Origin of the sequence: Labilibaculum filiforme, assembly GCF_002843315.1 — a bacterium.
GTDB classification, from domain to species: domain Bacteria; phylum Bacteroidota; class Bacteroidia; order Bacteroidales; family Marinifilaceae; genus Labilibaculum; species Labilibaculum filiforme.
Genome location: NZ_MVDD01000014.1, coordinates 74,993 through 97,463, shown reverse-complemented (window position 1 = coordinate 97,463; position 22,471 = coordinate 74,993). Strand labels below are relative to the sequence as shown.

16 protein-coding genes are annotated in these 22,471 nt (G+C 34.9%); 13 read left to right on the top strand and 3 right to left on the bottom strand.

What is annotated here, in order from left to right; translation table 11 throughout:
* Window positions 1-100 precede the first annotated feature (100 nt).
* On the bottom strand, window positions 101-1,294 hold the full coding sequence (locus BZG02_RS16005) for a hypothetical protein (protein WP_101262534.1): 1,194 nt from the start codon (window positions 1,292-1,294) through the stop codon (window positions 101-103).
* A 137-nt stretch (window positions 1,295-1,431) separates the two neighbouring features.
* Here BZG02_RS16005 and BZG02_RS16000 point away from each other — a divergent pair, with 137 nt between their 5' ends.
* The gene (locus BZG02_RS16000; protein ID WP_101262532.1) at window positions 1,432-3,585 is read left to right on the top strand and encodes a glycoside hydrolase family 2 protein; all 2,154 of its coding nucleotides are present in this window, start codon (window positions 1,432-1,434) and stop codon (window positions 3,583-3,585) included.
* 45 nt (window positions 3,586-3,630) lie between these two features.
* Here BZG02_RS16000 and BZG02_RS15995 read toward each other — a convergent pair whose 3' ends face one another.
* Window positions 3,631-4,875: an ABC transporter permease gene (locus BZG02_RS15995; RefSeq protein ID WP_101262530.1), complete on the bottom strand. Its 1,245-nt coding sequence runs from the start codon at window positions 4,873-4,875 to the stop codon at window positions 3,631-3,633.
* 171 nt (window positions 4,876-5,046) lie between these two features.
* Here BZG02_RS15995 and BZG02_RS15990 point away from each other — a divergent pair, with 171 nt between their 5' ends.
* The 3 genes from BZG02_RS15990 (at window position 5,047) to BZG02_RS15980 (ending at window position 7,734) form a co-directional block, all read left to right on the top strand.
* Complete coding sequence (locus BZG02_RS15990) at window positions 5,047-6,258, top strand: exo-beta-N-acetylmuramidase NamZ family protein (RefSeq protein WP_101262528.1); 1,212 nt, start codon at window positions 5,047-5,049, stop codon at window positions 6,256-6,258.
* A gap of 302 nt (window positions 6,259-6,560) precedes the next feature.
* The gene (locus BZG02_RS15985) at window positions 6,561-7,142 is read left to right on the top strand and encodes a thioredoxin family protein (protein WP_101262525.1); all 582 of its coding nucleotides are present in this window, start codon (window positions 6,561-6,563) and stop codon (window positions 7,140-7,142) included.
* Between the two features lie 85 nt (window positions 7,143-7,227).
* Window positions 7,228-7,734: a DUF6174 domain-containing protein gene (locus BZG02_RS15980; RefSeq protein ID WP_101262523.1), complete on the top strand. Its 507-nt coding sequence runs from the start codon at window positions 7,228-7,230 to the stop codon at window positions 7,732-7,734.
* 219 nt (window positions 7,735-7,953) lie between these two features.
* On the opposite strand, the gene BZG02_RS15975 is transcribed toward BZG02_RS15980, so the two are convergent.
* Window positions 7,954-9,153: a pyridoxal phosphate-dependent aminotransferase gene (locus BZG02_RS15975; RefSeq protein WP_101262520.1), complete on the bottom strand. Its 1,200-nt coding sequence runs from the start codon at window positions 9,151-9,153 to the stop codon at window positions 7,954-7,956.
* Window positions 9,154-9,458: 305 nt separating this feature from the next.
* Between BZG02_RS15975 and BZG02_RS15965 the strand changes: the two genes are divergently transcribed.
* From BZG02_RS15965 to BZG02_RS15925, 9 genes are all read left to right on the top strand, one after another.
* Window positions 9,459-12,080, top strand: coding sequence for a valine--tRNA ligase (locus tag BZG02_RS15965; protein ID WP_101262516.1), 2,622 nt, complete (start codon window positions 9,459-9,461; stop codon window positions 12,078-12,080).
* A gap of 710 nt (window positions 12,081-12,790) precedes the next feature.
* The gene (locus tag BZG02_RS15960; RefSeq protein WP_245868113.1) at window positions 12,791-13,261 is read left to right on the top strand and encodes a PAAR domain-containing protein; all 471 of its coding nucleotides are present in this window, start codon (window positions 12,791-12,793) and stop codon (window positions 13,259-13,261) included.
* Window positions 13,262-13,272: 11 nt separating this feature from the next.
* A complete protein-coding gene (locus tag BZG02_RS15955) occupies window positions 13,273-16,164 on the top strand; it encodes a hypothetical protein (RefSeq protein ID WP_101262510.1) in 2,892 nt (963 codons plus the stop codon).
* Entirely contained in the window at window positions 16,164-16,859 is a 696-nt protein-coding gene (locus BZG02_RS15950; protein ID WP_101262508.1) for a tetratricopeptide repeat protein, read from the top strand. Before BZG02_RS15955 ends, BZG02_RS15950 begins: the two co-directional genes overlap by 1 nt.
* A gap of 116 nt (window positions 16,860-16,975) precedes the next feature.
* Complete coding sequence (locus BZG02_RS21045; RefSeq protein WP_218972267.1) at window positions 16,976-17,584, top strand: peptidoglycan-binding protein; 609 nt, start codon at window positions 16,976-16,978, stop codon at window positions 17,582-17,584.
* Window positions 17,577-18,479 (top strand): tetratricopeptide repeat protein, encoded by a 903-nt coding sequence (locus BZG02_RS15940; RefSeq protein WP_101262505.1) that lies wholly within the window; start codon window positions 17,577-17,579, stop codon window positions 18,477-18,479. The genes BZG02_RS21045 and BZG02_RS15940 overlap by 8 nt, the downstream gene beginning before the upstream one ends.
* Window positions 18,480-18,593: 114 nt before the next feature.
* Window positions 18,594-19,454 (top strand): lytic transglycosylase domain-containing protein, encoded by an 861-nt coding sequence (locus BZG02_RS15935; RefSeq protein ID WP_180335753.1) that lies wholly within the window; start codon window positions 18,594-18,596, stop codon window positions 19,452-19,454.
* A 12-nt stretch (window positions 19,455-19,466) separates the two neighbouring features.
* A complete protein-coding gene (locus BZG02_RS15930; protein WP_101262501.1) occupies window positions 19,467-19,901 on the top strand; it encodes a hypothetical protein in 435 nt (144 codons plus the stop codon).
* 317 nt (window positions 19,902-20,218) lie between these two features.
* A complete protein-coding gene (locus tag BZG02_RS15925) occupies window positions 20,219-22,471 on the top strand; it encodes an efflux RND transporter permease subunit (protein WP_101262499.1) in 2,253 nt (750 codons plus the stop codon).

Genomic DNA, 22,471 nt, shown 5'->3' with positions numbered 1-22,471 from the left:
TTAGTATGCCGTTTGTTTATTGTTTGAATTTGGTGGTTAGAACTTAATAACAGATACTGGAAATAGAATAAACATTATTATTACTTGGGAAAAATAAAGTTTAATTAAGATTCTGAAAATGAATGATTTCTGTGTTTAAATTTTGTTCGTGATATCCCGAAACTTTTACCAGCAATTCGAAATGTTTTGGAAAATTTCCTTTGTACTCAGGGTATTGTTGCAAAATTATTTTGTCGGCATTTTTATTGGTTACAAGTTCCATTAATCCTTTATTTCCTATCGAATGAGAATCTGAAATAATCGATAAGATTTTTCCTTTTGGAGTGGAAAGCTTAATGAAAAAGGCATAATCGGTATAAAAATCAGTATAAGATTTTAATGCAGTGTATTTAATTGTATCCGATTTATTAATTAGCAACAAACTAAGTCCATTTTTTTGAGGTATTCTGATCGAAGTTTGGTCTAAAAATTCGTGAAATATCCCAATAGATTTTAAGGAGGTAAGAGCAATAGTGTTGTTATTTAATATATTTTCTAGATTGATATTTGCACCAGATTTTAACTGAACTTTATTATCACTTTCAGCCAAGGCTTTAAATAGAGACGGTAAGGAGTTGATGTTATTGTTGGCATAATATGAAATGTCACTTTCTTTAATATCGTATTCGTTTTTAGGGAATAAACCGGGCATGTTTGCTAGTTCTCCTGCTGAATTGATATGGAAGTTACGCACGACAAAAGTGGAATCATTTTTTAAATTTCGAACGGTATAAAAAAACGGATTGGCAAGCATCAAATTCACATCCGTTTTTTCAGTAATGTACTCTTTCCAAATAGAACTGACTGTTTTTTGTGTATTAAAAACTCCAAAATGCCAGCATATTAGAATATTGAATAGAAGAATAGGGACTAGGATAAGCAGTACTATTTTAAAGGGTCTGATGTTTGTTTTAGTGTTTATTTTTGTTTGGGGAATCCGAAAATAAAGGTCATATTTTCCTTTAGGGATTTCAACAATTATTTTTTCGTTTTGGCCTTCCTTCTGATAGTAATTGGTAAGTTTTGTTCTTAGTTTATGAATATATACCCGTGCAATTGTTTCATCGTTTTCTTTCAAATCGCCTTCCCTTTGAAACAGATCAATAGCAATATTAATGGCTTTTACATGGAGGTTTTGTTTATGAGAATCGAATAGGTAGAGTAATAGTTTCCGAAGCATTTCCGATTTGGAGAACACCTCTCCCTTCACAATTCGGTCAATTATTTCTTTCTTTTCTGATTCTGATGTTTTCATTGATATTATTCTGATATATAGAGATTTGATAGAAGGAGTTACGGTAACTAGTTACCGTTTTTAACTTTCCAAAACAAAAAATCATTGGTATTATTGTTTCGAATCGAAAGATATAACAAAACTAAAAATATCATATCATGTTAAAGCAAAAAATGCACTGTTTCCTTCTTCTGTTTGTGGGTATTTACTTTTTTTCGAGCATTGAAGCTCTTGCTGAAAATAGAAGTAAACATTCCATTAATAAGAACGATTGGAAATTTAAAAAAGAAGATGTAAAGAATGCTCACAAAGCTTTCTTTAACGATAGCGAATGGCTTCGTGTAACTATTCCTCACGATTTTAACGGAGGTAGCGATGGTGTTAATAGGGATGTTTTCGATGGTCGTTTCGATTTTGAAAACGATGTTCGTACCATGTACAAAGGTCCTGCGTGGTATCGTACCAAGTTTAGTGTGGATAAAAAGCAGCTTGGAAAACGAATATTTGTAGAATTCGAAGCGGTTTCTTTAGAAGCTCAAGTGTGGGTGAACGGAAAAAAGGTGGGAGTGCATCAGGGGGGATATACTGCTTTTTCTTTTGATATCACTGATTTTATAAAGTTTGGGAAAGAGAATGTGTTAGCGGTAAGAGCCGATAATTCTAATAATCCGGGTATTGCACCTTGGATGGCTGATGAAAAAGGCTCTTTTCCGTTCAGTTTTGATTATGCGATTTATGGAGGTATTTATCGCGATGTTTGGATTACGAGTACCGATCCTATTAAAATTGAGAAAGTATTTAATACGCCGGTATGTGGTGGACAAGCTCCAAGTGTTTTGTCGATAAAGACAATAGTGAAAAATTACTCGAAGGAAATTAAAAAAGTAAAATTGAGTTCTGAAATTTTCTCCCCGGAAGGGATTTTGGTTGCGACAAAAAAAATGAGTAAAACGTTAGAGGCTGGAACTGAGGTGAGTTTTAAACAATCGGAAGCAGCCTTAGGAGAGGTGCAATTTTGGAGTGTCGATCATCCAAATATCTATAAAGTGGTTTCTACCATAAGTTACGATGGAAAGGAGGTGGACGAGTTCGAGAGTACTTTTGGATTTAGGTATTACACCTTGGCAAATAAGGAAGGGTTTAGCTTGAATGGAGAGCAAATGCTTTTGCGTGGTGTAAATCGACATCAGGATATGGAAGGCTTAGGTTATGCTTTGCCAAATGAACAGCATTATGCAGATGCTCAAATCCTTAAGGATGCAGGTTTTAATGCAGTTCGGCATGCACACTACCCTTGCGACAGAGAATTTGCGAAAGCTTGTGATGAGTTGGGCTTAATGCTGTGGTTGGAAATACCATTAACGGGAAGTGTTTCTGAAGATCCTTCTTTTTTGGAAAACTGCAAACAACAAATGCAGGAAATGATTGAGCAATACTATAATAATCCTGCAGTAATTGTTTGGGGAGTAGGTAATGAGTCGGATCGTTCTGGAGCTAGCGAAGCAATATCGAATAAACTGTATCAGGAGCTTGTCGATTTGGCCAAGGAAATAGACCCGAGTCGTCCAACTACAGGTTGTAATTTTAAATACAAATCGAATCAAGATATTGTTTCTATTTATGCTCCGCAAGATTGGAATGGTTGGTATATGGGCGAAATTGATTTGTACAATCCGAATCAAATAATTGGAGAATACGGCGCAGATATGGAATACACCACACATAGTGAAGAACAATTTGATGTGAGTAAGGATTACTATTCTTCGGGGAAAACGGAATTTTGGTCGCAGGAGTATGGTTGTTTATTGCACGAGTACAAAATTTCAAAGGGAGAGTCGAATAAGGATAAATTTCCGGGGCATTTTGTTTGGGTCGGTTTCGATTTTGCTTCGCCAAGACTAGGTAGGGATATGAATCCGATTCCGTACATGAATCAGAAAGGATTACTATTGCACGATCATAAAACTAAAAAAGATGCTTACTATTTGTACCAGAGTATGTATCGAAAAGCCAGCGATTGTCCTATGGTTTATATTGTTTCGGAATCGTGGACCGATAGATGGGAAAAACCGGGAGTGAAGGATGTTTGGGTGTACAGTAACTGCGATTCGGTAATGATGTACAACGATTTGGGAAAAGAAATAAATTTTGGGTCGAGAACAAAAAATGCAGGCCCACGAGGAGATACTCGTTTTCAGTGGGATGCTATTGATGTGAAAAACAATATTTTGTATGCCGAAGCTTGGTTTAACAATCAAATTGTGGCAAGAGATACCATTCAATTGGATAATTTCACTGATTTTGAGAAATAAAGGCATAATACTAAGGGCAGGAAAATCATCCTGTCCTTTCTTTTTTTAATCAAACTTAATCGCCTTGGCAGGGGTAATTTTGGTGATTAAATAGGATGGAACCAGTAACATCGAAACTGTTGCGATTAAACTGCCAATATTTAGAAGAATAATATGACTCAGCTTAAGATTGATAGGTACTGTGTCTACGTAATAATTGGTTGGATCAAGAGGAATTATTTCAAAAAAGTACTGAAGCAAGCAGATAGAGATGCCAATAATATTTCCCCACAACATTCCTTTCCCAATAAGCATGGCCGATTGGTATAAAAATATTTTTCGAATAGACCAATTCTCTGTGCCCAAGGCTTTTAAAATCCCAATCATATTGGTTTTTTCCAAAATAATAATCAGCAGGCCGGAAACCATATTGAAACCAGCTACTAAAATCATTAAACTTAAAATGATCCAAACATTCATATCGAGCATATCTAACCAACTAAATATTTGTGGATATTTACGAACAATGCTTCTTACTTTTAAGCCAGCACCATCATCGGTAAACGATGTAGCAGTAATCCCTCTTACTTGCTGTTCTATAAGATCTAAGTCGTCAAAATCATCAATAAAGATCTCATATCCACTAACTTGATTGTCAGTCCAGTCGTTTAGTTTCTGTATGTGTTGTATGTCGCAAATCAGAAATAGTTTGTCGAATTCTTCCATTCCGGTATTGTAAATCCCGGTAACGGTAAAGCTTCTCACTCTGGGCGGTTGCTGAATAAAATAAACGGATAATTTATCGTCAACTTTAAGCTGAAGAAGGTTCGAGAGTTGCTCCGATATCAGAATTTCATTGCTTTTTGTGCTATCGCTTAGTTGAATTGTTCTTCCTTCCACCAAATGATTGGTAAAAAAGCTCCAATCGTAATCTTTGCCTATTCCATTTAAAACAATTCCTTGGATATCCGATTTTGTTTTTAAAATTCCTGGCTTGGTAGCAAAGGCTTGTACGTGAGAAACTCCCGGTACTTTTTCAATGTAGCTAATTGGGAGGCTACTCTTTTCGATAGGTTGCGTTTCGAACGAGGAGTTGTTATCGTAATTGGTAATTTGGATATGAGAACCAAAGCCAATTACTTTATTGGTAATTTCAGATTTAAAACCAGTAACAATAGCTACAGCTAGAATCATTACCGAAATACCGAGCGCAATGCTTATTTTGGCAATACTAATAATGGGATGAGATATATTTCCATCGCTTTTTTTGCCACCGGTAATTTTCTTAGCTATAAAGAGTTCTAGATTCAAAGTATGTAATTTTATAAACTGTTTTGTTGGCTATTGTTTTGAAAATGCCACGATTGTTTTTTGATTGTAAATCGATTTATTGTCCGAAATCTCAAATCTAACAATCTATTATTTATAGAGATTGGTACAAAAGTAGTAATTTCGGGTTTAAGGATGTGAAAAATTAGTTAAATGAGAAAAATAAAACAAATAGCACAATATACTGTGTTGTGTACCTGCTTATTGTTGGAGGTAAGCGTAACATCGTGTGCACAAAAACAAGTTACAACTTTAGCTGTCGGAGCAGAAAATTTTACAGAATATCTTCCTCTGCTTAAGCAAAAGAAAATTGCTGTTGTTGCCAATCAGTCTTCAATGGTAAATGGCGAGAATTTGGTGGATGTATTGTTAGCAAAAAACATAGAGATCACTAAAATATTTAGTCCCGAGCATGGTTTTAGAGGCACTGCAGATGCTGGCGAGAAAATTAGCAATGCCGTTGATGCAAAAACAGCATTGCCAATTGTTTCTTTGTATGGGAAGCATTACAAACCATCGGTATCCGATTTAAAGGGAGTTGATGTTGTAGTTTTTGATATTCAGGATGTTGGTGTTCGTTTCTATACTTACATCTCAACCTTGCATTACGTGATGGAAGCTTGTGCCGAGCAGGGAGTACAAGTGATTGTTTTGGATCGTCCCAATCCGAATGCACATTATGTAGATGGACCGGTTTTGGAAATGAAATATAGCTCGTTTGTGGGAATGCATCCTGTGCCGGTTGTTTATGGCATGTCGATAGGCGAATATGCCAAAATGATTAATGGAGAAAAATGGTTGAAGGATGGTGTGCAATGTGAATTGTTTATTATTAAATGCAAAAATTGGAATCGCGATAATGCTTATGCTTTACCAGTAAAACCATCGCCCAATTTACCCAACCAATTGGCTGTTGCTTTATATCCATCGCTATGCTTTTTCGAAGGTACTGTGGTTAGTGCTGGTCGGGGAACCGATTTTCCTTTTCAGGTGTATGGGCATCCATCATTTACCAAAGGAGATTTTGAGTTTACTCCACGAAGCATTTCTGGAGCAAGCAAATATCCAAAGTTTGAAGGGGAGAAATGTGTTGGATACGATTTACGGAAGATAAATACGAAGGATTTACGAAAAAATAAAAAAATGGATTTGTCTTTTCTTTTAAATGCTTACGGTGAATTGAAAGCCAAGCCTGACTTTTTTAATTCCTTTTTTGTGAATCTGGCTGGTACAGAAAAACTACGATCACAAATTGAAAACTCCTTATCGGAAACGGAAATTCGGAAAAGCTGGCAAAAGGATATTCGACAGTATCTTGAAATTCGGGAAAAGTATCTTCTTTATCCTGATTTTACAGAAAAGTAGGAGGGAAGGGAAACAGAATCACCGGAGTGAATGGAAAGTAGTATCGACTAATTTGAAAGTCCGATGATCTGTTTCTGAGGGATATTCTTGTACTCGTTTATATTTATACTCCTTGATCACAACAAGTTTACGAAAGAGAAATTTATTTTTAATAAAGCAGACATTAATTAGGTGTTAATTTTTTACTTCCTTTTTTAGGCTGTAAAGGGGAAAATTAAGCATCTAATAGCTTAAAATTAATTTAGATCTTTTAAAAATAATAAGTAAATTTAAAGGAGTGTTGAATAAATAAAATAATTAAAATGGCATTTACCTTACAGATTAATGATAAGGCTCCGGATTTTGATCTGATAGCCACCGATGGAATTCGTTATAAATTAAACGATTTTAAATCCTCTAAACTTTTAGTGGTGTTTTTTACTTGTAACCATTGTCCGTATGTTATTGGTTCCGACGAGGACACAAGAAATATTGCGGATAAATATATTCCAAATGGAGTTGAGTTTATTGGTATAAACTCCAATTCACCAAATACTTACGAAGAAGACGACTACGATCATATGGTAACTCGAATGGAAGAGAATGATTTTCCTTGGGTGTACCTGTACGACGAAACACAGGAGGTTGCGATGGCTTATGGAGCGTTAAGAACTCCTCACTACTATTTATTTAATGAGGCTCGAAAACTAATTTATATTGGCAGGGCTGTCGATAATCCTAGAGATACTTCGAAAGTTCAGGTTCGCGACTTGGAACGGGCAATTGATGAATATTTGGCAGGCAAAAAAATATCGGTACCGGTAACCAATCCAATTGGTTGCAATGTAAAATGGGATGGTAAAGATAAGCATTGGATGCCTGCAGATTCGTGCGATTTGGTGTAAATCTGAAATCAATAGTATTTTAAAATAAGTTTTTTGTTGATACGCAACCAAATTGCCAATTTGCTCTCTTCCAAGTAAAAGATTTATGATGAGAACAAATTTATTGTTGTGGTGTTTGCTATTTTTCCCTGTGTTGTTTGTTTCGTGCGACGAGGAGGAGGATGGCAATGTTCGAAAAAAATTTAATATCGAGGAATTGCGGACCAATAGAGCGGCTTGGGATAAACTAAACTTGCAAAATTACACTTACGAATATTCTAATTCAGGGTATTCGTATTCGGGAATTGCTTCTCGGATAAAAGTAGATGTTAGCAATGGAAATGAAGTAGTACCAACAGCATTGGTCGAAAACGGAATTCAAGATGCAGATCAGTTCGTTATTGATAGTTTATTTGCTCAGATAGAAGCAAAATACACGAATGATTTATTGCATGAAGAGACTGGGGAGGTTTATCTTAAAGAAATAAAAGTGCTTTATGATGAGAATTATTTCTATCCCAAAGAAATTCATTACATCATGCATATGCCGGAAGAAATGGTTGGCATTTGGAATATGCATCAATATATAAAAGCTTTCGACAGTAAAGATTAAAATAGAAACGGCTCCCAAATTTTGGAGCCGTTCTTTTTATAGATCAGTAAAGCCAATTTTCTTTTAACTTTTATTCTTCTTTCTTTACCCTTTTAACTTTTTTCCTTCACCCATTATTAAGTACCATGAGTAATGTATTGCTGTATTTTATTATTTATAATTAACTAATATACAGTTTGTTTGATAATTATTAATTACCCATTATTAATTTCTAATTATTTATAGTGTTCTTCCTGGATAAACTTTTAAAGCTTCGGCAAGGGTTTCCATTGCTTTGGCTAAATCTTCTTTTTTAAGAACGTAAGCAATACGGACTTCATTTTTACCTAAGCCTGGAGTTGCATAAAATCCTGTAGCAGGAGCAACCATTACCGTTTGATTTTTGTATTCGAAATCTTCCAAAATCCATTGTGCAAATTTGTCTGCATCATCAATTGGTAGTTTTACAACTGTGTAAAAAGCACCTTTTGGAGTTGGAGAATAAACACCTTCCATTTTATTCAACTCGCCCACCATAAAATCACGACGAGCAATGTACTCGTTGTAAACTTCGGTAAAATATTCAGGAGGTGTATCCAACGAAGCTTCGGCAGCAATTTGTCCAAAAGCGGGAGGACATAAACGAGCCTGAGCAAATTTTAAAGCGGTAGTAATTACTTCTTTATTTTTAGTAATCATGGCACCAATACGAACGCCGCATTCACTGTATCTTTTCGAAACAGAATCCATTAAAACAACATTCTGTTCTAAGCCTTCCAGCTTCATTGCAGAGAAATGTTCTTCGCCATCGTAACAGAATTCGCGATATACTTCATCCGAGAAAAGGAACAAGTCGTGCTTTAAAATTAGTTCGCGCAACTGGTTCAATTCTTCTTTTGAGTATAGGTAACCAGTTGGGTTATTTGGGTTACAAATAACAATTCCTTTGGTTTTTGGAGTCATTAATTTTTCGAATTCTTCAATTGCAGGCAATGCAAAATCGTTTTCGATACTCGAAGTAATTGGTTTCACAACCACACCTGCAGCTACGGCAAAACCATTGTAATTCGCATAAAAAGGTTCAGGAATTAAAATTTCGTCACCCGGATTCATACAAGTCATTAAAGCAAAGGTAATTGCTTCCGAACCACCAGTAGTAATCAACATCTCATTTTCGTCAACATTAATTCCGATGTTCTGATAGTATTTTGCCAATTTCTTGCGATAAGAAATATTACCTGCCGAGTGTGAATATTCAATCACTTTTTCAGTACAATTTCGAATAGCTTCCATTGCAACTTCAGGAGTTTTTATATCTGGCTGACCAATGTTTAATGGATATACCGTTTTTCCTGCAGCTTTTGCTGCTTCTGCGTAAGGAACCAATTTACGAATTGGTGACTCAGGCATTAATCTTCCTTTATCTGATATTTTTGGCATTTGTTAAGTGTTTATATATTTTATGAATTAAGTTTTTTGTTGCTCAAAAGTAGGTAAAAAACCATGTAAAAAAAATGATTTTTATTGCTTTTCAGCATCCTATTAAAAATCTGAATTTTAGTTGTCAAGCTCCCATTTTCACAGTAATTTTTTCGCTTCTTATTTTCAATTATTTTTGTTGCAAAAAACTTACAGATCGCTTTCCTACAGATTGTTGCTTTTTCTTGGAGATTTATCGCTCAGATTTTCTTAATTTTGTGCCAAATTTTTTAAGTAGTATAGATTTTTAAATTTTAGTTAAACACATGGAAATCCCAACAAAGTACAATCCTGCAGAATCGGAGGACAAATGGTATAAGTATTGGATGGATAAAGGATTCTTCCACTCTGTACCAGATGAGAGAGAGGCGTATACAATCGTAATACCTCCACCAAATGTCACCGGAGTGTTACACATGGGGCATATGCTAAACAATACAATTCAAGATGTATTGGTGCGTAGAGCCAGATTGCAGGGAAAAAATGTCTGTTGGGTGCCAGGTACCGATCATGCATCCATTGCAACCGAAGCTAAAGTGGTAAACAAACTAAAGCAGGAAGGCATTTCTAAAGAAGACATTACTCGTGAGGAGTTTATGGCACATGCTTGGGAATGGAAAGAAAAACATGGTGGTATTATCTTAGAGCAACTTAAGAAATTGGGTGCTTCATGCGATTGGGAGCGTACTGCTTTCACCATGGACGAATCTCTTTACGAATCGGTAATCGATGTTTTTATCGATCTATATAAAAAGGAAAAGGTATATCGTGGGGTTCGTATGGTGAATTGGGATCCATCGGCACAAACAGCCGTTTCCGATGAGGAAGTTATTCATAAGGAATTACAATCGAAATTGTACTATTTAAGATATCAGGTAGAAGGAAGCGAAGAGTTTATTACCATCGCAACCACTCGACCAGAAACCATATTGGGCGATACTGCGGTTTGTGTAAATCCAAACGATGAACGTTTTGCGCATTTAAAAGGCAAGCGTTGTATCGTACCTTTGGTGAATCGTTCCATTCCTATTATCGAAGATGAGTATGTTGACATGGAATTTGGTACCGGTGCATTAAAAATTACTCCTGCTCACGATATTCACGATTACGAAATTGGCGATAAGCACAATTTAGAGACTATCGATATTTTTAACGATAACGGAACCATGAGCCAAGCGGCACAGCTTTACATTGGCAAAGATCGTTTCGAAGTTCGCGACCTAATTCTTCCAGATTTAGAGAAAGCAGGTAACTTGGTGAAAATTGAAGATTACGTGAATAAAGTAGGTTTCTCGGAACGTACCGATGCAGTAATCGAACCTAAGTTGAGTATGCAATGGTTCCTAAACATGAAGGAATTGGCCGAGCCAGCTCTTGAGCAGGTAATGAACGACAATATTCAATTGCACCCAGCTAAGTTCAAAAACACCTACCGTCATTGGATGGAGAATGTGAAAGACTGGTGTATTTCCCGTCAGTTGTGGTGGGGACAGCGCATTCCGGTTTATTACTTGCCCGAAGGCGGATACGTAGTTGCAAAATCAATAGAAGAAGCTCTTGTTGAGGCAAATGCTAAAACAGGAAAAACATACAAAGCAGAAGATTTACGTCAGGATGAGGATGTATTGGATACATGGTTCTCATCATGGTTGTGGCCAATTTCTGTTTTCGATGGTATTCGTAATCCCGAAAACGAGGAAATCAAATACTATTACCCAACCAACGATTTGGTTTCCGGACCTGATATTCTATTTTTCTGGATTGCCCGTATGGTAATTGCAGGATACGAGTACCGAGGCGAAAAACCATTTTCGAATGTATATTTAACGGGTATTGTTCGCGATGAGCAAGGCCGTAAAATGTCAAAATCATTGGGCAACTCACCCGATCCGCTTGATTTAATTGCAAAATATGGCGCAGACGGAGTTCGCGTGGGAATGTTATTGTGTTCGCCAGCGGGTGGAGATTTACTTTTTAACGAGAACTTGCCCGAACAGGGACGTAATTTTACTACCAAGATTTGGAATGCATTCCGTTTGGTAAAAGGATGGGAAGTTGCCGATATCGAACAACCAGAATATGCTCGTATTGCAACTGAAGTTTTCCATGCGCGTTTAAATAATACCATGGAACAGTTAGATGAGCAGTTCAAGCAATATCGCATCAGCGAAGCTTTAATGACTGTTTATACTTTATTCCGCGATGAGTTTTCATCCTGGTATTTAGAAATGGTGAAACCAGCTTATCAGCAACCAATCGATCGTAAAACTTTCGACTCAACGGTAGTTCTTTTCGAGAAATTGATGCAGTTATTGCACCCATTTATGCCTTTCCTTACCGAGGAAATATGGCAATTGCTTGCCGATCGTTCCGATGAGGAGAGCATCATGGTTTCAGTAATGCCTAAGCCAGATGCTTATGATGCTAACTTGTTGGCAAAATTCGAGCAGGTAAAAGAAGTGATTGTAGCGGTTCGTAATATCCGTAAGCAAAAAAATATCGCTTTTAAGGAGGTTTTAGAAATGAATTACAAATTGAAGGGCGACAATTACGATGCTTCTTTCGATTGTGTGGTGGCTAAAATGTGTAACCTAAAGGAGATTACTGTTGCAAACGGAGATATGACTGGAGCTATGACATTCCTTGTAAATGCGGTTGAATATTTCATTCCACTTGGCGACTTGGTTGATGTAGAGGAAGAGTTGAAGAAAATGGAGGAGGAGTTGAAATATACCAAAGGCTTCCTAATTTCGGTTCAAAAGAAAATGAGCAACGAGCGTTTTGTAAACAATGCGCCGGCTAATGTAATCGAAATCGAGAAAAAGAAAATGGCCGATGCCGAAGCTAAAATTAAAGTTTTAGAAGAGCGCATTGCCAGCATGAAATAATAAATAGACGCAGATAATCATGATTTTTTAGGATTGTCGCAGATTAAATAGTAAAAGTGCCGTTTCATTCAGTTGGAACGGCATTTTCTTTTGGGCGTGCCCCTCACTTCTTCGGGTCAGGCTTTTCACTGCAACTCCTCGCCTAGCCACTTTCGTGTTTTCTACCAAAAGTCACACAGCACTATCACTTATTTCCATTCTCAAATTTTGAAGCCAGGCTGTGGGGTTTTCGCTACAATCCTTCACGCTGTGTCGTCTTTTATCTAGTCTGTTTTATGATAAAATATCATTTATTGATATTCTTTTTTAAGTAAAAATAGCCATTAATTTATGATTTAATAGTTATAGCTATCGCAAGCATGTTGGTAGATTGTTACATTGTAAAGACATACATTTATTACTAGTGGAAATGCGTTTTTCAGACTATTAATCAGTGGCATAGTGTTTGATGTACTTATGTGTCGTCTTAATATAGTGCTATTTAGTGTGGCAAAATACACATTCGTATGCAATTATTGTAATTTGTTATATGAAATAGAATACCTAAATTAGAAGCTTTATTTCGCTTTCTTTATACTTTAAATATTGGTTAATAGATTAAGCTAATTTTATTTTAGAAATATAATCATAAAGCAAAGTAAATTACCGACTATTCTTAGTTTAAATACGGAATTATTATGGCAGGAAAACCAATTGCAACAGTAGGTAGTATGCACGTTTGTCCAATGTGCAGTGGACTTGTGCCCCATGTAGGTGGACCAATAGCAGGTCCCGGAGCATCCAATGTATTAATCAACGGAAAACCCGCTGCTCTTATGGGCGATATGTGTGTTTGTGTGGGCCCACCCGATGTGGTCGCTCAAGGAAATCCATCAGTTTTAATTAATGGCGTACCCGTTGTGTGCCAAGGTGATATGACCGCTCATGGCGGCATCGTAATGTCTGGCGAAGCCAACATTCTTATCAGCACCTCTGCCCCCAACCCCCAAGTGACTAGTCCAATCCAGGAAATTCCTTTTCCCGAAATAAGTATTGCACAAAAACTGGCTTCAAGTGTGGTAGAAATTGTTCGTGGCGATACAACCAACGCAAACCTTCAGGAAGCGCAAGCCAATCAGAAAATCTTGAAGGAAGAGGCTGAGAAACATGGTTATTTGCCTGATTATGATTTTAGTATTTAATTTTTTCTTGTATGAAATTTGAGTATCCAGTAGATGGTATAAGTGATCCAGATCAAAAATTAGGATGTAATAATATTGTAGGTACCTATCCTATTGGTCGATTATTTAATTGGCATGGAGGAGTTCATGTAGCAGAAAATAGCAGTTCGCCTATAAAAGCGATTGCCGATGGAACTTTGATAGCTTATAGAATTCCTAATTCTGCGTTACAAGTGGGAGAGAGTAAATATTCTAACGGATTTGTGTTGCTTCAACATGAATATAAGAGTCCTAAGGGTCGCAAATTAGTTTTTTATTCATTATATTCAGGTCTTTTATCATTTTCTGAGATGAAAGCAAATAAGCGTTACCCTAGCTTGTTTCATATTAAAAGTACCACGGTGCAAGGTACTGAGATCAAGAATGGGAAAATAGGAGAAAATCTCAGAAAAAAGAGCAGAAAGGAATCGGTTATTCGCTTGGTCGAAAACGGATCGAAAGTTGTTGTTGGTGATAAGTTCTTAGATAAGTACTACGAAATATTAAAAATTGATGGTAAACCTGTAAGTGATGCTATTATGTGGGCAGATAGTTTACCTAATCTTGTGGACGGAGTTGATGCCGAGATGGATAAAATTATTTCGGGGAATGATTTCAATAAGGTAGTATTTGTTAAAGTAGGTCAAGAGCTCGGTTTCGCAGGAACTCATGGATTTAAGGGCAATAAAACATATAAAACAGCCCATGTTGAAGTATTTACCGATAAAGATCCTTCTGAGTTTCTAAAGGGAATTGAAGGGGATAAGGATGATGTTAAGGATACAAAAAAGTTTTTAAAGTTTGCAAAAGGAAGTAAATTAAGCTTAAAGTATCCTGCTACATTTTATGCAAACGACGAGATTCAAGTTCTTGAATTTCCGGAAGGGGAAAATGAAGAGTATTGCCGAATTAAATTACACAAGCAAATTAGAATAGTTTTAAAAGCCGATTTAAAATATACAAAAGGGAGTGAGAAAAAAGAAGACAATAAAGTAATTGCAGCAAAGTATACGCCTGAAAAATTAGAAAATTTGAATAAAGTATTTAATGATACCTTACAAAGTACTTCTGAGATAGAATGGATAAAATCATTACCTGGCGAGGAAGAAAAGCGCGAAGTTAGTTTTTGTCCTCCTGCAGGGAATCATATCTACTGGGTGAAAAAAACGGAGTTGGGGGTTTCAGAAAAGCCAACTGCTCCAATTAGTTTATCGGCAAATTTAAAAAGCTTATTCAAAAATAAGCCTGGAAATAAAACAGAGAGCGAGCTTGGTGAAGATTATTTTGTACAGAGTTCACAAGTAAAGAAAGTAACACAAGCAGGATCGGATAAGTTCTTTTACGACATCAAAACAATGACTCCAGTAAAGGATGATAAAGGCTTTGTTCGAAGTACGGAAGTTCAAGGTTTTATAAAATCTGACGATGCAAATATAAGTGAAGTTTCGGCTCACGACTGGACTGTTTTTGGTTTTGAAACTTTTAAAGATCAGGAAGATGAGTTTGTTTTTAATAAAACGGTGGAAATACTTAAGCAGGAAAATGCACCAGGTTTTATTAAAACAGTTTGGAAACAAATCGATAAAGATGGAAATAAAATTCTTAGTAGTAAGGAATTGGCTTCCGGCTTAGGTGATGAGTTTGTTGTAAAAAAACTCTCGAAGATGATTTGTTACCATACCAGCGAATGGGGGCTTAAGTACAGCTCTTTACAATCGGAAATAGAGACTCTTCTTGATGAGGGAATTAATAAAGAAGAGAATGCGGATAAAAAAAATGCATTGAACCAAAAGAAAGATTTGACAATTACGAATACAAAGCAAAAAGTTGATAATTTGCAATTTTGGAGTAAAGTAAAAGTTCCTATTCCCAAAACGACACCAGAAATACCTCCTGATTGGATATACGATCCTATTCGAAACCAATCTCGTAAGCGATACCCTTGGGATCGAGATTTCGAATACGAGCAAGAGGAAGAAGAATACACGCCATTTCCAATTTCGCCTAAAGTATACCATTTCCACCCCATTGCTTTTGTGGAGCAGATGAGGAGGATGGGGGGATGTTGTAGTGCTAAAATGAATAAAGAAGAATTAAAAACAATTGCGTATGATTCGAAAGATTCGGACATAGAAAAACATCTGCCTGGGTTAAATGAAGCTTTTAAAAATAATTCAATAAATACATGTTTAAGGAAGGTGCATTTTCTTGCCCAAATAATTCATGAATCAGCTAGATTGAGTGCAACAAAAGAAGGTGGAGTTTTAGACTCTGATTATGGTGGTTTCCCAGGAAGAGGCTTGATTCAAATAACAGGTGAATCAAATTACAAAGCTTATCAAACTTTTTCTGGTGAAGATGTAACAACAAGTGCAACAAATAAAGCAAAATTAGAGAGTAGTCCTCACGCAGCAAATTCAGCAGGATGGTTTTGGGATAAAAAGGCAAAATTAAATGATGAAGCTGACGAAAATGATTTTATCTATATTACAATGAAGATAAATGGTGGTTTAAATGGATATAATCATAGATTAGAATATTTGAAAAAAGGGTTTCTCACATATTATACAAATTGTAACATAAAGAAAGAAATCTCTACTGAGTATAAATTTAATGAAAGTAAAGCATATGATAATCCAATTTATGCTTTTGCTTGGGGACTTTGGCATGATCCGGATCTTGAAAAAACTGGTTGTACGAAAGATAAGGATGAAGCTTTAAAAGGATATAATCGGTTGATTAATTTAACTGATAGTAATTATAAAATTAAGAATAGATACTTAATTCATAAAATGAGTGAATTCTCGGATCTGAAGGATACCGAGGATAAAGTGAAAGTTCGTGAGGCTGCACAGAAAAGAATAAATAAATTAAATGAAAATTGATGAAAAGAATAACCATACTAGTAATTCTAATCTCGTGTATTAGCTTAATTGTAAGCGCTCAAACAAATGGTGAGATTAAGGAGATTTATGAGCTGAATGATTCATTTACAAATGACAGATATTTTTATTCATTAAATAATGAAAAACAAATATTCCTATTTGCTTGTAAAGATTGGAATATTTCTATTTGGTTAAAAGAAGAAAAGCTTGAAGGAAATATAGTCTTTTATAAAGAGCATGATTATTGGTCTTTTGAATCTGAAAATAATTATCATTTTGAATTTCAGTATAGTTCAAATTCGGTTGATTTTACATCCTTAAATGAATTACCAATTAATACCACTTTAGTCGAAGTCGGTATTCTAACAAATGGAGAGTTATTAAAAAAAACATGGCTTAATAGGGATGAAAATGGAAATTTGAGTTTATCTAAAAGAAATGCTATGACTTTAAATGATAAAGCTTATTACTTATCTGAAATAGGTTGTTTTGGTGAAGCAATTATGATTTTGAAAATAGTTCTAGAATATTTCCCTACCCGAATTGTTGCCTACATCAATCTAGGCGATGCTTACTGGGGATTAGAAGAAAAGGATAATGCTAGCCAAGCCTATCAAAAATACATCGAACTAATGAAAGCTTCAGGTAAGGAGTGTAAAATACCGCAGAGGGTTTATGAACGAATAAAAGAATAGTTATTGAAAATAAAACAGAGGCTGAATCGATAAAGATTCAGCCTCTGTATGTTATTCTTGTTGATAATTTTTAAAGGTTATTAGGAGGTGCTGTTTTTTTGCATACCAAACAGAAAGTGACGAATTTGCAATTTTGGAGCAAAGTAAAAGTTCCTATTCTTAAAACTACACCAGAAATACCTCCCGATTGGATATACGATCCTATTCTAAATCAATCTCGTAAGCGATACCCCTGGGATCGAGATTACGAATACGAGCAAGAGGAAGAAGAATACACGCCATTTCCAATTTCTCCTAAAGTTTTCCATTTTCATCCTATTGCCTTTGTGGAGCAGATGAGGAGGATGAGTACAGTTTACCGTAAAGGTGATAAAGGTGCACTTATTCTTGAATTGAATTTTCGTTTGTCTGGATTTGGGGGAATGTTACCAACGGAAGAGTTCACAGAATTAACAGAGGAAGGCGTTAAGCAGTTTCAGACCGATTATATGAAAATAACGCCGACTGGTGAAGTTGATAGTAAAACACTTCAAAAAATTGATGAGTTTAGTGATAAATATCGCGAAAATGTAGCCAACTACAGTGTTGCTACTAGTTCGTATATGAATTCAAATAATGCAAAAAAAATTGTTACGAAAAAAATTAATGGAGTAAATGTGAAAAAGAAACGTTGGGAATGGTACGAAGAAGAACTCACAAATATTAAAAATAAATACAATGAATAAAATTATAATTCTACTGTTTATTTGTTTTTATTGTTCCGCAATAAAAAGTCAAGAAAAATTAAATTGGGTACATGATAGTTTTGATAAGGATTCCATATACGGTGATATCAATAACGATGGTGTGATTGATACATTAATTAAAAATGCTGAATACAATCGCACATTTAGGGTGAAAATTCAAGAAAATAATGGAATTCTGTTAAATAAGTCTTTTACTTATAGGGAACCTGGAAATTTAAGTGATTTAATTATTGATAAGGGGTGGGTTATAATTACTCAAAAGTATAGTGGAACAGGCAGTTTAAGTGAAGTTAATTATTATTATAAATGGATAGAAGAGAAAGCTGATTGGTTCTATATGGGTAGTTTAGATCTTTATTCAATTGATTATGAGGAGCAAGAAGAGTGTTCTAATTTTGTTCCACTTGCGACTAATATTAATAATACTTCAAATTTGGATAATACTAGGTCAATTTCAATTTTTGATTCAGTAAGCTATAATAATATGAAGAATAAGTTTTGCCAAAGTTATACAATCTTAAAATCAGAGCATGAAAGAAAAGACATTGTAAAGAGATATAATTTAGGAATTTATGATGTGTTTGATTATCTAAATTATATTGAAATCAATGTGGAGTCGGTTCAAAAATATAACGATATTGCTTTTTTTTTAATAGAAGCAGGTAGTTGCCAACAAGCCATTTATATATTGGAGAATGTAGTTTCTAAATTCCCTCAAAGAACAGTTGCGTACTTAAATTTAGGAGATGCATATAGCAGTCATGGTGATTATGAAGAAGCCAAACAAGCCTATCAAAAATACATTGAGCTAATGAAAGCCTTGGGTAAGGAGTGTAAAATACCACAGAGAGTTTTTGATCGGATAAAAGAATAGATATTGAAAATAAACAGAGGCTGAATCCATATCGATTCAGCCTCTGTATGTTATTCTTGTTGATAATTTTTAAAGGTTATTAGGTGGTGCTGTTTTTTGCATACCAAACAGAAAGTGACGAATTTGCAGTTTTGGAGCAAAGTAAAAATTTCCATTCCGAATAAATTGTCAGGAATGCCTGCTGATATGATATACGATCCTATTCGAAACCAATCTCGTAAGCGATACCCTTGGGATCGAGATTTCGAATACGAGCAAGAGGAAGAAGAATACACGCCATTTCCTATTTCTCCTAAAGTATATCATTTTCACCCTATTGCTTTTGTGGAGCAGATGAGGAGGATGGAAGATGATCCTTCATTAATTTGGGGTTTGAAATTTACAAAAGAAGAAAGGCAAAAAGTTATAGAGATAGCTAATGGGTTATGGGGGGAAGATCGCGAAATTGAAATGGCAAATAATTTAATGGCTGTATTTGCATGGGAAAGTGGAGGTACATTTCGAACAGATGCCCCGAATCTTGCAAATTCTGGAGGTACAGGCTTAATACAATTTATGCCTCCAACTGCAAAAGGATTATTAGGAAAAGAAATAACTATTGAAACAGTTTATAATTATTGGGGGAAAAAGAAAACACTTAAACGGGTTAAAGAATTTGCTGACATGACAGTTGTTGAACAATTAGGATATGTAGGTAAGTATTTTAAGCCATTAAAAGGGAAGACTGTGGAATTTGTTGATTTTTATTTACAAGTATTGTTCCCAATTTCATCTGGTAAGCCTGATCATATTGTATTCAGTAAAGATGGAAAAGGTCTAGATAAGCAAGAAAGTATTTATCTTCAAAGCCTTCGCAAAGATGCTTACGAACCAAATAAAGGAATGGATTTAGATAAAGATGGTAAGATGTGGAAAAAGGAAATTAAAAAAAGTGTACAGAAGTATCTTAAAGAAGGTGAAAAATATAGAAATTAAAAGAAAGAAATTATGATTAAATATTTTGTTTTGTTTGTATTTTATCTATCTATGATATCATGTATAGATCAAAATGAAAAAAGTGATGACATTGACAAATTTAATGGTACATATGGATTGAAAATTGTTATAGGAGATAATAAAGAAGGAAAAGTTGATGGAATCGATGGTAATATGCTATACTATTATACTATTGATGTAAAAGGTGATACGTCACGTTTTGTAGGTGTTGGTCATATGACTTATTTTTCTGATTTATGTAAAAATAAAATATATGGAGATACTTTATATATATCATATGTGAAAACAATTGAAGGTACTGATTATAATAAAGCCTACCAACCGATTATTAAATTATACATTAAAGATACTTGTTATTTTATTGATTCAAAAGCAATTTATACTGGTCGGAATAATAAGGGCATTCAAATTGAAAAGAATAAATAATATGAATACATTGTATATATTTTTTTTAGGCTATCCGGTAATAGGAAAAATACATCGATCTAGTGAAAGCTTCAGGTAAGGAGTGTAAAATACCGCAGAGGGTTTATGATCGGATAAAAGAATAGATATTGAAAATAAAACAGAGGCTGAATCCATATCGATTCAGCCTCTATCGTTTTAAGCCGATTAAAGTGCAAATGTTAACTGTTTCAAAATCTTAGAATAAAATGCACTTGCTTAGTTTAATTTATTTAATTTTACGCGCCAAAATGCATTTAAACAAGGATTAGTAATAAACAAAAGTATATCAAGTAATTGTGAGTAAATTAATTCATAAATATCGAATTTTAGTACTGAGTGGTGCTATCTTGCTTGCTGTTCTATCAGTAGGTCAATTTTCAAAACTTCGAATTAATCCAAGTTTTAACGATTATATCCCAGCTGGAGTTGGAAACAGAGCTTATTTAGAAAAATTGGATAGTATTTTTGGAGGAAGTGAGAAATTACTTTTAATTCTCACAAATGAGGAGGGGATTATAAATTCAGATACTTACGATCGAATTCTTAAATTAACTACTGATCTGCATGATTTGGATGGGGTAGAAAGGTGTATGTCGCTTTTGGATGTGATCGAGATTCAATTAGAAGATGGGATTACCAGTTTTGATCCGATTTTGGATGATATACCAGAAGATCCAAAGGAATTATCCATGTTAACACAAAGGATTTTAAATAATGAAATGGGACAACGATTTGTGTCTCAGGATTTAACTGCAACTGCAATTATTTTAAGTAAATCAACAAAGGTAGATGATAATGTGATTGTTAAGGAAATTGAAAGTGTAATAGAGAATAATCCAGGAACAGAGAATGTTTATATTGGAGGCTTGGCTTATGTTAGGCAATCAATAAAATCATATATTAAACATGATTTGATTACCCTGTTGCCAGGTGCAATTATTTTAATGCTTTTAATGTTATATTTTTCCTTTAGGGAGTGGAAGGGTGTTTTTATTCCATTTGTTGTTGTGATTTTGTCTATTGTATTTTCTTTTGGACTAATGGCAATTATTGGTTGGGAAATTTCATTAATAACAATTTTATTGCCAATCATGCTAATTGCAATAGCCAATGATTATAGCATTCATCTAATTAATTTGTATCAAGAAAAAGTGGAGTATTCGCAGGATCGAAGCATGAAAGATATTGTGATCGAAATATACTACGAATTACGTAAGCCAATTTTAATTACCGCTTTAACTACAATTGGTGGAATTTTGGGTTTGCTTTCGCATAAAATGCCTCCTGCTGCCCAGCTTGGTGTTTTGGCTGCTGTTGGTATCGGGTTGGCATTGTTAATGAGCTTGTTTCTGGTGCCCGTTTTGTTGAGTTTTTACCCTATTCCAAAAGATAAAAAGAGGAAGGAAATTCATAAGAAATTTTTCATTACTTATGTTCTCGAGCTTTTCGCAAAATGGGTAAATAGTTATCCTAAAAGAGTAATTGCTACCTTTATTATCGTTACCATGCTGAGTTCTTTTGGACTCTTCTTTTTAAAAGTAGATACTAATGTAGAAAGCTATTTTATTGGAAAATCAGATATTAAAAAGGGGATTGAATTGGTCAATAAAAAATTTGGTGGATCTCAATATGTGTCTATTTTATTTAAGGGTGATGTTTTAGCTCCCGAAGTGTTAAATCGGATGGAGAATTATACCAAAGAGATCAGGAAAATTCCCCATGTAGGCCATATTATTTCGCCTAGTTCCTTCTTTAAAGAATTGAGCAAAGGGATGTACGAGCCAAATGAATTGGGTTTCGAAGCATTGCCGGCAACCGAGGATGAGGCACTACAATATATGGAGTTATTAGCTATGAGTGGTTACGATGGCTCGGCTTCTCAATTAATAGATTACAATTATGAGTATGCTCGAATTCTGGTTAGTATGACAGATGGTAGTAATCAAACCATGAAGTCAATATTAAAAGCCTTGGGAGAGTTAACCGAAAAGGATCCAAATCTGGTATGTATTGCCGGACCGGGTTTATCTAAAATTCAAATTGCTGATATGGTAATTTCAGGGCAAATAAAATCGTTAATTATGGCTTTGATTATTATTTTCGTATTATTGGCTTTAATCTTTAAATCTATCATCGCTGGGCTGAAGGGAAGTTTGCCATTAATTTTGTCAAGCTTGTTTTTGTTTGGTTTGATGGGTTTTTTAGGTATTCCTTTGGATATCGTTACTGCATTGTTATCTTCAATTATGATTGGTGTTGGTGTTGATTATACCATCCATTTTTTATGGCGCTACAAGTCGGAATATGCAGAACTAAAAGATAGTAAACAGGCAATTGTGAATACATTGAAAACAGCTGGAAGAGGAATTATTTTCAATGCCTTTTCGGTGATTGTTGGTTTTACTATTCTTATTTTTTCAAGTTTTGCACCGCTTCGATTTTTTGGAGTATTGGTAGTTGTTTCCATTTTTTCATGCCTAATTAGTGCTTTGTTGCTGATTCCAGCCGTAATTGTTGTAAGTAAACCACGATTTTTAGAACCAAGTTAA